This window comes from Thiohalocapsa sp., assembly GCF_019695415.1.
Classification (GTDB): domain Bacteria; phylum Pseudomonadota; class Gammaproteobacteria; order Chromatiales; family Chromatiaceae; genus Thiohalocapsa.
On sequence record NZ_JAIFKJ010000344.1, the window covers coordinates 1 to 12,887 of the forward strand.

The window sequence follows — 12,887 nt, forward strand, 5'->3', positions numbered from 1 at the left end:
GTTCATGGGAGATTCAGTCGCCGCCCTCGGGCCGCTGCTCGCGCGCGCCTTGCGCTCCGGTCTGATGATCGATCTGATCATCCTGCTGGTGGCCTTCGAGGCCCTGCTGTTGTGGTGGCTCAAGCGGTCGCAGAACCTGGGCCCGGGCCTCGGCAGCGTGTGGCCAACGCTGGTGTCGGGCGTGCTGCTGCTGCTCGTGGCGCGCGCCGCCCTGACCCAGGCATGGTGGGGCTGGGTGGCACTGCTGCTCGCGCTTGCGGGCCTCTCGCACGTTCTGGATCTTGCGCTGCAGACGCGCCGCGGCCGTCGCGGCGCCTGAGCGGTTACCGGCACGTGTCGTCTCGGCCCGACGCCATGAAGTCGGTCAGATCGGATGGGGTTTCAGACGGCACATGACACTGCATAATACGGCGCTTGCCTGGCGGTCGACGGACGTCTTCCCGCCGCCGCTAGGCGGCGTCGCACCGCCAACCATGGGAGTTGAGCATGCAATACGACAATCACCTGTACCAGATCCTGGCCCCCAACCCGGCCCTGGTGGCCTCCCAGCTGGAGCCGGAGGCCTTCGCCAAGCACTACACGTCCGGCTCCGTGCGCTACTACGCGGGCAAGGTGGTGTTCGCGGAAATCGACGTGAATTACCGCCACCCGTATTTCAAGATCGACGAGGCACTGGCCACGCTCAAGCCGCACGAAGACGGCCGCCCGAAGGCGACCAAATTCATTTCCACCTACCGGGTGCTGGAGCACATCGACCTGAACGCCATTCAGCGCGTGATCCTGGGCACGCCCGAGGGTTATGTGCTGGAGCTTCAGGCCGCCCCCTACGACAAGACCCACGAGACCGGCTTCCTGCGCATCTACGCCGAGATCGCACCGCTGCGGATGCTGGTGATGTCGCGGCTGGACTTCCCCGCCTTCGGCAAGTACGTCACCAATCCGGACTTCCCGAAAGGTGCGCCGCAGCAGTTCTACACTCAGATCGAGCTCGACATCGAGCACTTCCTCAAGGAGTTCGAAGACCGCCCGACGATGCATCCGCCGATTCCGGGCCTCCACCCGTCGAACCTGCGGGCGGCCATCATGGAGCTGCGGGAGCATCCGGAGAAGGACACCAAGGGTCTGCGCCTGGACAGCGGCTTCGACAATATCCCGTACAAGCTCATTCGCCACGGGTTCATGTTCGCCTCGCAGGACGCGACCCGCTTCTTCCCCATGCCCACGCCCGCGGAGATCGAGGGGAGCAATTACCACTTCTGGCGCGCCATGTGACGGCGACATTGCGCGAGCCGCCGAGCGTCATCCGCGCAGGCTGCGCTGCGCGGTGGCGCGACTCGGAATGCGCCGCATGCCGGGCGCCGCAGCGCCTACACCGGCGGCGAGGCCCGCCAATAGCCTCACAACGAGCGGACGGACACCGCCACGGGAATCCAACACAACAACAGTGACTAGAGCACCACGGGGAGTTATCCACCCATGAGCCTGAATGCTCTCATCCCCCTGTTTTTCGGGGTCCTCGGCCTGGCGACGGCCTATGTCGTCTATCAAACCGTCACGGCCTATCCCAAGGGCGAGGCGAAGGTCGCCGCCATCGGCGATGCCATCCATCTCGGCGCCATGGTCTTCATGCGCCGGGAGTACAGCATGCTCGGGCTGTTCGCCGCCGTGCTGCTGGTGGTGCTGTATGTCTTCCTCGGCTGGAAGACGGCGCTGGCCTTCCTGGTCGGCGCCGTGGCCTCGGCCCTCGCCGGCTTCATCGGCATGAACACCGCCACCCGGGCCAATGTGCGCACCACGGTGGCGGCCCACACCAAGGGCCCGGCGGAGGCGCTCACGGTGGCCTTCTTCGGCGGCTCCATCATGGGGCTCGCGGTCGCCTCCCTGGGGCTGCTCGGCCTCGGCACGCTGTATCTGTTGTTCGGTGGTGACCCGGAGACGGCGCACGCCATCCACGGCTTCGGCATGGGCGCCTCCAGCGTGGCGCTCTTCTCGCGCGTCGGCGGCGGCATCTACACCAAAAGCGCGGACGTGGGCGCCGACTTGGTGGGCAAGGTCGAGGCAGGCATCCCCGAGGACGACCCGCGCAACCCGGGCGTCATCGCAGACAACGTCGGCGACAACGTCGGCGACGTCGCCGGCATGGGCTCGGACATCTTCGAGTCGTACTGCGGCTCCATCATCGCCACCATCGCCATCGCATCGACGCTGGCAGCGGACATCATGGATCCGCTGGGTGAGCGCCAGGCGCTGATGTTCCTGCCACTCGGCCTCGCCTCCGCGGGCCTGCTCTGCTCCATCGCCGGCATCTGGCTGGTGCGGCGCTTCTCCAGCCAGGCACCGGAGCGGGCGCTGCGCATCGGCACCATCGGTGCGAGCGTGCTCTTCATGCTGGTGGCGTTCCTGGTCATCGTCGGCACGGGTGTGGCAAGCGCCGTCTGGGGCGCGGTGCTCATCGGCGCCTTGGGCGGTATCGTCATCGGGCTGGTGACCGAGTACTACACTTCCGCCAAGCCGGTGCGGCACATCGCCAACGCCGGTGAGACCGGCCCCGCCACTGTCATCATCACGGGCTTCGCCGTGGGCATGCGCTCGGTGATCGTGCCGCTGCTCACCATCAGCCTGATCATCTTCGTGTCGAACCAGCTTGCAGGGCTCTACGGCGTCGGCATCGCCGCCGTAGGCATGCTGGCCACCGTCGGCATCACCATGGCCATCGACGCCTACGGCCCGGTGGCGGACAACGCGGGCGGCATCGCCGAGATGGCCGGTCTCGGCGTGGAGACCCGGCGCATCACCGACTCCCTGGACGAGCTCGGCAACACCACCGCGGCCATCGGCAAGGGCTTCGCCATCGGTGCGGCGGCACTGGCCGCGCTCGCCATCATCACCGCGTACATCGAGAGCGTGTCGCTGCATGTGCCCGGCTTCGAGCTGCTGCTGAGCGACCCCCTGGTCATCATCGGCATGTTCATCGGCGGCATCCTGCCCTTCGCCATCGCCGCCATCACCATGGAGGCGGTGGGTGACGCCGCCTTCGAGATGATCAACGAGATCCGCCGCCAGTTCCGCGAGATCAAGGGCCTGCTGGAGGGCGAGGCAGAGCCGGACACCGCCCGCTGCGTGGACATCGCCACCACCGCGGCGCTCAAGAAGATGATCCTGCCGGGCGTCATCGCCATCGCCGCGCCCTGGGTGGTGGGCTTCGTCCTCGGCCCCGCCGCCCTCGGTGGCATGCTCGGCGGCGCGCTGCTCGGCTGCGTGCTGCTCGCGCTCACGATGGCCAATGCCGGCGGCGCCTGGGACAACGCCAAGAAGTACGTCGAGAAGGGCAACCACGGCGGCAAGGGCTCGGACACCCACAAGGCGACGGTCGTTGGCGACACTGTCGGCGACCCCTTCAAGGACACCTCCGGCCCGTCCATGAACATCCTCATCAATGTCATGGCCATCGTGAGCCTGGTGATCGCGCCGCTGCTCGGCAACAGCCTGCTGGGTTGAGAGGCTGTGAAGGAGCCCGTCGACCCTGCTGCGCCCCTTCGGGATGCCACAGGCATGGAGTCAGAGCGCCGGCAGGGTTGGCGAAAACGCTGCAGGCGGCCGGGGCGCGCTCGGGCTCCACGCCCCAGTCGCTGGCATTCTGCCAACAAGTGGCAGGATACCAACAACAGCACGCGCCCCGTTCGGGCCACCGCGCACTTGCGGTAATACTCCACCGTCATGTCTTTGTGGGCGTTCTCGATCCACTCCTGGCGCAACGCCTGGTAGGCATCGCATGCGGCCCACGGGCCGTTGCACCCTTGTTGACACCACTCTGCGCCCCTGAAGCGCCCGCTACACAGGGCTTGTTCCAGCAGGACACAAAGGTCGTGAAGATCGAGACCGAACCTTTGGGCGTCTGACTTGCACTTCCTGGTCCAAAGATGGATGCCCTGCTCGCGCTCTTGCTGCAGCAACGCCAGCACCTCGGCGGCGGGGTAGCGCGGACCCCCTGGAATCTTGCGCGAGGCTCCCTCGGCCTAGGAGCAGGTCTCCTGTGACGCGGCTGACGATGTTGTGATTTACCATAAGGGTAAGTGAAGCGGAGGCTCCCAAGGGCGCGGTGCCACGCTCAGGATTCGCAGTCGCGCCCAAGTGCTCGCCCGCCCGGCTTGCGTGTTGCAACGGAGGCTCTTGGGGGGTTCGGTGGGGATGCCCGTGCCCTGGTCGATGGTCTGCCGGCCCAAATCCAAATCCTGCACCTGGCGCAGGAAGGGCTGCTCGACTTCCGTGTGCTCGCTCATGCCGCGGAGTCTTCCGAGAACGGGTTCAACAGGGCGACGCCGGTGGCGCGGAAATCGCGGGTGTTCCGGGTGACCAGCGTCAGGCCGTTGATCAGCGCCGTGGCGGCAATCTGTTTGTCCAGGGCGTTCTCGGGGTGGGGACAACGCAACCGCCCCCACAGCAAGGCCTCCTCGCGACCGAAGTCCAGCACCCGGTCCCCGTAGGCGTCGAGCAGCCCGCGAACCCAGGCTTCGAGCCGCTCCGCCTGGCGGGCATCGCCCCGATGCCGCAGCAGATCCACGCCCCGCCGCAGCTCGCCCAAGGTGACGACGCTGAGGTAGACCGGCGCAGCGCGGGCATCCAGGTCGCGCACCAGTGTCAGGACACCGGCGTCGGCCCGCTCGCCCCTGCGCAGCTCGCTGACCACGTTGGTGTCGAACAGGTACATCGCGGCGACAGGTCAGTCGAAGACCGGCGGTGCGGTCTCGTCCTGCCGGCGCGCGAAGTCCTCGTCGCGTCCGACGTCCGGCATGTCTGCGAGCACCTGCAGAAAGCTCCGCCGCTTCGGCCTCAGCAGGGCCTCTTCCAGGATGCGGCGATGCTCCGCCTCGGCGCTGACTCCATGGGCGCGCGCCCGCGCCTTCAACGCCTCGCGGATGTCCTCATGGACATTGCGCACCAACAGGTTGGCCATAGCTGTTTCCACTTGCGGTCAATGTAAGGACGCAATGATAGCAGTGATAGCGCCCGCTTGCCCGGGTGCAAGGTCCCCGCCAATACCCGGAGCAGCACCGCCGAATCTTCGGAGCGGCGGCCCAAATCTTCGGACACGACGGGCTGCCCGCCGTGTCGGTCTCACCGTCCGCGCCGCCGGCGACGCGCTCCAGAGCGCCCCTGGCCAGGAACAAGGGATAGCTCCTGCCGGGCCAGGAATCATCCGGGACCGAATCGCGATCCAATCGCTCGGATTGGCATCTGCTTGCCGCACACAGGTTGGACTCCTTATGCTCCCGGCATGACCACCGTCGTCGTCGCCGAAAAGCCGAGTGTCGCCCGCGACATCGCGGCGGTGCTGGGTGCCGTCGGCCGTGGCGAGGGTTGCCTGCGCGGCAATGGCTGGTGCATCACCTGGGCGCTCGGGCACCTGGTGCACTTCGCGGAGCCGGACGACTATGGCGCGGACTGGGCCGGGCGCTGGTCCCTGGGCCAGCTGCCGATGATCCCGGCGCGCTGGCGTCTGCGGACGGACAAGAAGACCAGCGCGCAGTTCAAGATCGTCAAGGATCTGCTCACGGCCGCGGACACCGAGCGTGTGGTCTGCGCCACGGACGCCGGCCGCGAGGGCGAGCTGATCTTCCGCCTTATCGTCGAGCACGCCCGCAGCCGCAAGCCCATGGAGCGGCTCTGGATCTCCAGCCTGACGCCGGAGGCCATCCGCGCCGGCTTCGAGTCGCTGCGCCCCGCCGCCGACTATGCGCCGCTGGCCGCCGCCGCCCGCGCCCGCGCGCAGGCGGACTGGCTGGTGGGCATGAACCTGACCCGCGCGTACACAGCGCACAATCGGGTGCTTTGCACCATCGGCCGGGTGCAGACACCGACACTCGCGATGATCGTCGCCCGCGACGCGGCCATCGCCAGCTTCACCAAGGCCTATTTCTACGAGTTGGTTGCGCGCCTCGCGGAAGGCTTCGAGGCCAAGTACAGCAAAGACGGCGAGACCCGCATCGAGCGAAAAGAGCACGCTGAGCGGCTGCAACGCCAGATCAGCGCCGCCATCGAGCCGCACCGCACCGGCACGGTGACCGGCATCGAGAAGAAGGTTCGCCACAACCGCCCACCGCCGCTCTACGATCTCACCACGCTGCAGCGCGATGCCAACCGCCGCTTCGGTTTCACCGCCGCCAAGGTGCTGGAGCTGGCGCAGACCCTTTACGAGACGCACAAGCTCATCAGCTATCCGCGCACCGAGAGCCGCCACATCGGCGAGGACATGCTGCCGGAGCTGCCGGGGATTCTGGACCACCTGGACCATCCGCTGGCCGCCGAGGCCCGCGCGCGGCTGGACGCCGGGCACAGGCTGGGCAAGGCCTACGTGGACAAGACCAAGCTCACGGACCACCACGCCATCCTGCCCACGGCCCGGCGCGCGCCGGCCAACCTGCCGGAGCCGCTGCGGAAGATCTACGACCTGGTGGCAGCGCGCTTTGTGGCCGTGTTCCTGCCGGATCAGCGCGTCGAGGAGACGCGCGTGACGCTCGACATCGGCGGCGAGACCTTCGTCGCCAAGGGCTCCAGGGAGCTCGTGCCCGGCTGGAAGAGAATCGAGCCGCGGCGGCGGTCCGGCGCCCCACCAGCCGCCGGGGCCGACACCGAGCACGCGAAGGCCGATCCTGCCTCCGAGCACCGCCCCCTGCCACCGCTGGAGCAAGGTCAAACCGTGCATGTGGGCGCGCTGGACGTGCTGGAGCGCGAGACCAAGCCGCCGCGTCCGTATGACGACGCCACGCTGCTGAACGCCATGAAGCATGCCGGGCGCGAGATCGACGACGACGCCCTGGCCGCGGCAATGAAGTCCTCGGGCCTCGGCACGCCGGCCACCCGCGCCGAGATCATCGAGAAGCTGCTGCGCACCGGCTACATCGAGCGCCAGCGCAAGCAGCTGCGCGCCACCGACAAGGGCAAGGCCCTGATCGAGCTGGTCGCCGAGCCGCTGCGCAGCGTCGAGCTCACGGCGGCTTGGGAGCAGCGGCTCAAGGACATCGAGCAGGGTGCCGCCGACGCCGAGGCCTTCTACCGCGATACCTGCGAGCAGGTGCGGGCGCTGATCCCGCTGGTTGCCGCTGGGCCTGCCATGACAGCGGAGCAGGTGGCAGCGGCTCGGGCCGCGGCGCCGCAGCGCGGCGGCAGCAAAAAGCGTGGCAGATCAGGCGGCGATGGCAAAGGTGCACACAGCGCACAGATGGTCAAGTCTGCCGGGCTCGGGACCTGCCCGCTCTGCAAGCAGGGCACGATCATCGAGAACACCAAGGCGTACGGCTGTGACCGCTGGCGCGACGGCTGCGGCTTCACCATTTGGAAGACCATCGCCGGCCATCGGCTCAGCAAGCACGAGGTTGAGCAGCTGATCAAGCAGGGCGCCACGGATCAAATCGACGGCTTCAGCTCCAAGGCGGGCGCGCCCTTCTCGGCACGGCTTCGGCTCGACGACAGGGGCAGGGCGGTCCTGGACTTCACCCGCTCGGTATCCGACGCCGAACCACGCTCAGAGTGCAAAGCCGAACCGCGACACGCTGATGCCCGCGATCGATCCATCGCCGAGTCGTTGCACAAGGACCCGCTCATCTGCCCGGTATGCGGCCAGGGCCGTATCATCGAGGGCCGCCAGGCCTTCGGTTGCAACCGCTGGCGCCAGGGCTGCGACTACCGGGTAGCCAAGGAGGCCCATGGGCGGGTGCTCACCGAAGCCGAGCTGCGGGCGTTGGTGGCGCGGCACCGCTCACAAGGCCAGCCCAGCGCTGACTGACGCTTTCTCACGTTAGCGCTGGACAGGTGTGATGCCTGCCCCAATACTCCCGCCCGCATCAAGTGAATTCATCCAACTCAGCCAAAACGGAGGCCTTTCCCATGCGTAAAGCCGTTTCGCTCGCCGCTCTGACCTTGTCCCTCGCCATCGCCGGCAACGCGGCTGCCGAGCAGCTCTCGCCAGAAGAGCAGATCCTCACCCGCCAGGCAGGCTACAGCTTCATGTCCTGGAACATGGGCAAGATCAAGGCCAACCTGGAGGGCGACTTCAGCCAGCAGCAGGTGGCCGCCGCCGCCAACGCCATCGCCGGCATCGCCAACTCCGGCATGGGCGCCCTGTACGGCCCGGGCACCGACAAGGACATCGGCGACGTCAAGACCCGCGTGAAGCCCGAGCTGTTCACTGAGCAGGAGGAAGTCGGCAAGGTCGCTCGCAACTTCATCCAGGCCGCCAACAACATGGCAGAGGTCGCCTCGATGGCGGAAAGCCAGGACGACGTGAAGGCCGCGTTCGGCGAGCTCGGCGAGAGCTGCAAGGCCTGCCACGACAAGTTCCGCAAGGACTGATCAGCGGCCCGACGACGCACGCTCCGTGCTCTGCGCGGGGCGGGCGTTTTCTAGGCTACCGCCTGCGGCGACCGGACGCGTGCCTGCGCCGCAAACTCCACGCAAGCGGCTCGACGCCGGCGCGGTCAGCGTAAGCACGGTGCCGGGCCACGTGCCGCGGCATCACCAAGCCGGCGTTGGTGCCGGCGGCGGGGGCGGCGGCAACAGCCCGCCGTTCGCGGCCCAGACGACGACCGCAGCGAGCGCCAGGGCCAGCAGCAGGGCCCAAAGTTTCCCACCCTTGGCCGATCTGACGGTCGGATCGTCCGACTCCTTCCAACCCACCAGCATCGGCTTCACCAGGTTCTTGCCGCGCAGCGCGTAGACTGCGATGGCCGCCAGGTGCAGCCCCACCAGACCAAGGATGATCCACAAGCCCTGCCGGTGGAGACCAGAGAGCCAAGTGCTCGTGCCGCTGCTCACCAGATCCGCAAGGGGCCCCTCGAAAGCGATATCGTCGTTACTGAAGAGCCCGCTCGCAGCCTGCCAGAGAAGTACACCCAGCAGCGCGAAGACCGACAGCGCCCCGAGCGGGTTGTGCCCTTCACCGCGCCAGCGCCCGCGCAGGTAGGCCAGCACCCGACCCGGCGTCGGTGCGAACTGTGCAAAGCGCGCGTAGGTCGAGCCGAGAAACCCCCAGACCAGCCGGAACACCAAGAGCCCCAGCACGAGCAAGCCGAGCCGCCCGTGCCACTCGATCCAGCTCCCACCGACCCAGCCGCTCCAGAGCGCGGCGGCGACGGTCACGAATAACAGCCAATGAAACAGCCGGGTCGGAAGATCCCAGACCTTGATGCGCATGGGTACGGCTCCCTCAGTTTGTGGCGCCGCCGGTGCCCGGCGCCGAGTGGGGGCATTGTGGCGGCTGCCGGGGGAATCTGGAAGCCAAGGATGAGCTGCGGGCGGCGGCCGCCCGAGCGAGAGGATTCCGGCACATCTGCAGGGCCGCCGCGGCTCTGTGTGTACCAGAGTGTGGTTAGCACGCTGCACTTGGGCTCTTGGCCCTTGCGACTCACCAGAGACGATATCAACACCATCCGAACGGCCGTCGCTCCCAGTTCGTACCGGTTCGCCGTCGAGCCCGATGATGCCGGATGTCTCAGGGTCAGAGCCCTTTTTAGAAGACAAGATTCAGCATCAGCAGCGAGACCATCAGGAAGAGCACGGTCATGATGCCCCCGGCGCGCAGGTAGTCCGGTACCCGGTAACCGCCAGGACCCATGATCAGCGCATTGACCTGATGGGTGGGGATGAGAAAGGAGTTTGAGGTGGCGATGGCGACGGTGAGGGCGAAAACGGCGGGGTTGGCACCGGCGCCCAGAGCCATGTTCACGGCCAGCGGCACCAGTAGCACGGTGGCGCCGACATTGGACATGACCAGCGTGAAGAAGGTCGCCAGCACGGCGAGCGCCGCCTGGATGACCCAGATGGGAACGTCGCCCAAGGCGCTCAGCGTCTGATCCGCAATCCATGCCGCCGTGCCGGTGCTCTCCACGGCCATTCCCAGCGGAATCAGGGATGCGAGCAGAAAGACCGTCTTCCAGCTCACGGCCTCGTAGGCCTCATCGATGGAGAGCACGCCCGTCAGGATCATGCCGACGGCGCCCGTCAGCAGCGCCACGGACAGCATCAGGTCTGTGAACAGCACCAGGCTCAGGGTGATGGCGAAGAACAAGAGCGCCATCGGAACCTTGTGCGGGCGCAGCTCTTCGTGCGGGTACTCAGTGGTGACAACGACGAAGTCGCGATCCTTCTCCAGCCGTGCGAGGTCCACCCAGGTAGTGTGCACCACCAAGGTGTCGCCGGGCTTGAAGGGCATGTTGCGCACGCCGCCCTTGTCGAAGGTCAAGGTATCGTCCCCGCGGCGGATGGCGAGCACGGACAGGCCATAGACCTTGCGCATCCAGACATCCCGAGCCGACTTACCGATAAGACTCGAGCCTGGCGGGATGACGATTTCCGCGATGCCTGCCTTGGTGGGGGACAGCGCCTCGGCGAACACCTCGGCTTCGGGCTTCACCTCAACGCCCGTCTCCGCCACGAAGGCGTCGAACTGCTCCTGGCCGCCGAGCAGGCCCAGGAAGGTGCCCGCCTCTATCCCTAAGCTGCGGTCCACGCCGGCGGAGCCGAGGCGCACGCCATCGCCCTTCTCAACGGCGGCCACGCGCACGTGCCAGTGCTGCTCCATGTCGTCAACGCTGGTGCCGACCAGCTGGCTGTCGGTAGGTACGCGCACCTCGCGCACGGTGAAATCGCTGAAGCCGTAAGTCTCGCCGTAGTACTGGCTCGGATCCGTCGCCTGGACCAGATCTGTCCCCCGGGCGGGGAGCACCAAGCGGCCGAAGATCACAAAATAGGCGATACCCGCGGCCAGCAGGGCGAGGCCGATGGGCGTCACAGCGAAGAGCTGAAAGGTGTCCATGGGCTCGACACCCGCCGGCAGGGATTCGTTGGAGGTCAGGATCAGATCGTTCAGCAGAATCAGCGGGCTGCTACCGACCATCGTGATGGTGCCGCCAAGGATGGCGCAGAAGCCCATGGGCATCAGGAGCCGGCTCATGGGCAGGCGGGTGCGGGCCGAGATACGGCTCACCACCGGCAGAAACAGCGCTGCGGCGCCGACATTCTGCATGAAGGACGAGATCACGCCCACGGTCCCGGAGATGAGCGGGATGATGCGTGCCTCCGTGCTGCCGCCGATGCGCATGATGAAGGCCGCCACCTGAGACATGATGCCGGTCTTGTCGAGCCCGGCGCCGATAATCATCACGGCGATGATGGAGATGACGGCGTTGGACGCGAAGCCGTCGAATAGGTGGCTCACAGGCACGAGTCCAGCTTCGATGCCCATCACTGGCGCCAACAGCGTCGTCAGCCCTAAGAGCACCATGATGGTGACAGCGGCAACATCCACACCTACCACCTCGAAGGCGAAGAGGTAGATGGTGAGGGTCAGGATGGCCACGACCCAAGCGATCTCCACGGAGGGCACTTGGCCCGCCATCCAGATGGCAAACACCGCGAAGGCGGCGGCGGCGAAATCCTGCACCGTCAGATGCCGGAAGACTGCGGACATGGGCTGACCTCGTGCGTCGTACTGCTTGGCTCTGGGGAAACGGGCGGCGGCGCCGGGCTCGAGAGCGGTCTCATGGCAAGACCGATTGATTGGCCATCTTCGCCAATCACTCAGCATCTCCCTAACAGGGTCCGGCAGCCCGCCATCTTAACTTAGCCAGACGCCGATAATCCGCCGACCTACCTCGAAATCCCCATGTCAAGCCAAGGTTTGGTCGAAGCCCCCGCGCCACGGGGCAGCGCATCACACCGCGGCCGGCGTTGAACCCGCACCGGCCCTCGCCTAGTATCCAAAGCAGGGGATGTCGAGCCGGCCGCGACGCCCGCCGGGGCCTAGGCCAAGCCTGGCCGCTGCTCGCAACCATTCACGGGTACGCACGCAATGAGTCCGCAAACCGCCGCGCTGGTACGCGATTCCTGGGCCGAGATCGTCCCGATGCGCAAGCGGGTGTGCGCAGACTTCTATCATCGGCTCTTCGCCCGCTATCCCGAGCTGCACCCGCTCTTTAAGGGCGACATCGAGCGTCAGACGGCGCTGTTCGTCACCATGCTCAATACCGTCGTGAGTGCGCTCGACAACCCGGAGCCGGTGATCCCTCTCATCAAGACCCTCGGCGCCCGGCACGCGGACTATGGCGTCGAAGACGCGGACTACGACAAATTCTCCGCCGTGCTGCTGGACAGCTTCGCCGATGCCCTCGGGGAGCGTTTCACGCCGGACGTCCGTGCCGCCTGGGCTGCGGTCTACGCGGAGCTTGCGGTCACCATGCGCCGAGGGGCCGAGGAGGCCGTTCACTGACATAGCGCAGCCGTCCGACGATTTCTCCGGCGCTTCGGAGAGGCTTCTACTAACATCAGTACGAACCGTTCTCATTTGCACTAGGAACCTCTTCGATGCAGCAGTCTGCCTCCCGCCTCGATGCGTCCGATCTCCTGAGCACAGAGCCTATCGGGCTCGATCGCCTGCCGCCGGGCGTTGCCGCAAGGCTCGCGGCGATCCAGGGCGGGCGCCACCTCCAGCGTAAGCTCGGTGCGCTTGGCCTGCGCGTGGGCAGCGAGCTGCGGGTCGAGCACCGGCGCGGGCGCGGGCTCGTGGTGGCCGCAGGCGCAAGCCGCGTGGCGCTCGGTGGCGGCGTTGTCGACAAGCTCCTGGTGCTTCCTCTACCCGCGGCCGCCGACGGCCGCGGCAGCACGCAACAGGCCGGCTGACGGACCCTGATCGGCCCTGCCGCGGCCGAGCCCTGCGATCGCCGTGCCGCCAAGACGCCCCCGCTCCCCCGCGCGATTCCAAGCCCGAGGCCAACCCAACAAGTCCGCCGACCCCGCCCCCGCCCGAGCGCCCGGGCGGGCACTCAGCCGACCGCTCACCTTCGCCATCGCCGGCAACCCACACCGCGGACAATCACCACCGATCACAGGCCAGC

The 12,887-nt window shown here is 67.1% G+C and carries 11 protein-coding genes; 7 read left to right on the forward strand and 4 right to left on the reverse strand.

The genetic code is table 11. From position 1 onward, the window contains the following. The 3 genes from I6U14_RS09820 to I6U14_RS09830 form a co-directional block, all read left to right on the forward strand. A partial coding sequence (locus I6U14_RS09820) for a hypothetical protein (protein ID WP_296898886.1) occupies positions 1 to 319 on the forward strand: 319 nt, incomplete at its 5' end. A gap of 167 nt (positions 320 to 486) precedes the next feature. Beyond that, positions 487 to 1,272, forward strand: coding sequence for a hypothetical protein (locus I6U14_RS09825; protein ID WP_296898887.1), 786 nt, complete (start codon positions 487 to 489; stop codon positions 1,270 to 1,272). 204 nt (positions 1,273 to 1,476) lie between these two features. Further along, positions 1,477 to 3,498, forward strand: a complete 2,022-nt coding sequence (locus I6U14_RS09830) for a sodium-translocating pyrophosphatase (RefSeq protein ID WP_296898888.1) — start codon at positions 1,477 to 1,479, stop codon at positions 3,496 to 3,498. A 778-nt stretch (positions 3,499 to 4,276) separates the two neighbouring features. On the opposite strand, the gene I6U14_RS09835 is transcribed toward I6U14_RS09830, so the two are convergent. Beyond that, positions 4,277 to 4,708, reverse strand: a complete 432-nt coding sequence (locus I6U14_RS09835; protein ID WP_296898890.1) for a type II toxin-antitoxin system VapC family toxin — start codon at positions 4,706 to 4,708, stop codon at positions 4,277 to 4,279. A gap of 12 nt (positions 4,709 to 4,720) precedes the next feature. Further along, positions 4,721 to 4,954 carry a DNA-binding protein gene (locus tag I6U14_RS09840; RefSeq protein WP_296898891.1) on the reverse strand — a complete coding sequence of 78 codons (234 nt, stop codon included), beginning with the start codon at positions 4,952 to 4,954 and terminating at the stop codon, positions 4,721 to 4,723. 321 nt (positions 4,955 to 5,275) lie between these two features. Between I6U14_RS09840 and I6U14_RS09845 the strand changes: the two genes are divergently transcribed. Together I6U14_RS09845 and I6U14_RS09850 are read left to right on the forward strand one after the other, a co-directional pair. Continuing rightward, positions 5,276 to 7,783 (forward strand): type IA DNA topoisomerase, encoded by a 2,508-nt coding sequence (locus I6U14_RS09845; protein WP_296898892.1) that lies wholly within the window; start codon positions 5,276 to 5,278, stop codon positions 7,781 to 7,783. Between the two features lie 101 nt (positions 7,784 to 7,884). After that, positions 7,885 to 8,349 carry a cytochrome c gene (locus tag I6U14_RS09850; protein WP_296898893.1) on the forward strand — a complete coding sequence of 155 codons (465 nt, stop codon included), beginning with the start codon at positions 7,885 to 7,887 and terminating at the stop codon, positions 8,347 to 8,349. 162 nt (positions 8,350 to 8,511) lie between these two features. On the opposite strand, the gene I6U14_RS09855 is transcribed toward I6U14_RS09850, so the two are convergent. Continuing rightward, a complete protein-coding gene (locus I6U14_RS09855) occupies positions 8,512 to 9,189 on the reverse strand; it encodes a cytochrome b/b6 domain-containing protein (RefSeq protein ID WP_296898895.1) in 678 nt (225 codons plus the stop codon). A 316-nt stretch (positions 9,190 to 9,505) separates the two neighbouring features. Further along, a complete protein-coding gene (locus tag I6U14_RS09860) occupies positions 9,506 to 11,464 on the reverse strand; it encodes an SLC13 family permease (protein WP_296898897.1) in 1,959 nt (652 codons plus the stop codon). Between the two features lie 381 nt (positions 11,465 to 11,845). On the opposite strand from I6U14_RS09860, the gene I6U14_RS09865 reads away from it, so the two are divergent. Both I6U14_RS09865 and I6U14_RS09870 read left to right on the forward strand, forming a co-directional pair. After that, complete coding sequence (locus I6U14_RS09865; protein WP_296898899.1) at positions 11,846 to 12,262, forward strand: globin domain-containing protein; 417 nt, start codon at positions 11,846 to 11,848, stop codon at positions 12,260 to 12,262. A 95-nt stretch (positions 12,263 to 12,357) separates the two neighbouring features. Next, positions 12,358 to 12,672 (forward strand): FeoA family protein, encoded by a 315-nt coding sequence (locus I6U14_RS09870; RefSeq protein WP_296898900.1) that lies wholly within the window; start codon positions 12,358 to 12,360, stop codon positions 12,670 to 12,672. Positions 12,673 to 12,887: the final 215 nt, after the last annotated feature.

Bases quoted from the DNA above. Each gene is read 5' to 3' on its own strand.
- I6U14_RS09825 (WP_296898887.1), top strand. From the start codon at position 487: ATGCAATACGACAATCACCTGTACCAGATCCTGGCCCCCAACCCGGCC.
- I6U14_RS09830 (WP_296898888.1), top strand. From the start codon at position 1,477: ATGAGCCTGAATGCTCTCATCCCCCTGTTTTTCGGGGTCCTCGGCCTG.
- I6U14_RS09835 (WP_296898890.1), bottom strand. From the start codon at position 4,708: ATGTACCTGTTCGACACCAACGTGGTCAGCGAGCTGCGCAGGGGCGAG.
- I6U14_RS09840 (WP_296898891.1), bottom strand. From the start codon at position 4,954: ATGGCCAACCTGTTGGTGCGCAATGTCCATGAGGACATCCGCGAGGCG.
- I6U14_RS09845 (WP_296898892.1), top strand. From the start codon at position 5,276: ATGACCACCGTCGTCGTCGCCGAAAAGCCGAGTGTCGCCCGCGACATC.
- I6U14_RS09850 (WP_296898893.1), top strand. From the start codon at position 7,885: ATGCGTAAAGCCGTTTCGCTCGCCGCTCTGACCTTGTCCCTCGCCATC.
- I6U14_RS09855 (WP_296898895.1), bottom strand. From the start codon at position 9,189: ATGCGCATCAAGGTCTGGGATCTTCCGACCCGGCTGTTTCATTGGCTG.
- I6U14_RS09860 (WP_296898897.1), bottom strand. From the start codon at position 11,464: ATGTCCGCAGTCTTCCGGCATCTGACGGTGCAGGATTTCGCCGCCGCC.
- I6U14_RS09865 (WP_296898899.1), top strand. From the start codon at position 11,846: ATGAGTCCGCAAACCGCCGCGCTGGTACGCGATTCCTGGGCCGAGATC.
- I6U14_RS09870 (WP_296898900.1), top strand. From the start codon at position 12,358: ATGCAGCAGTCTGCCTCCCGCCTCGATGCGTCCGATCTCCTGAGCACA.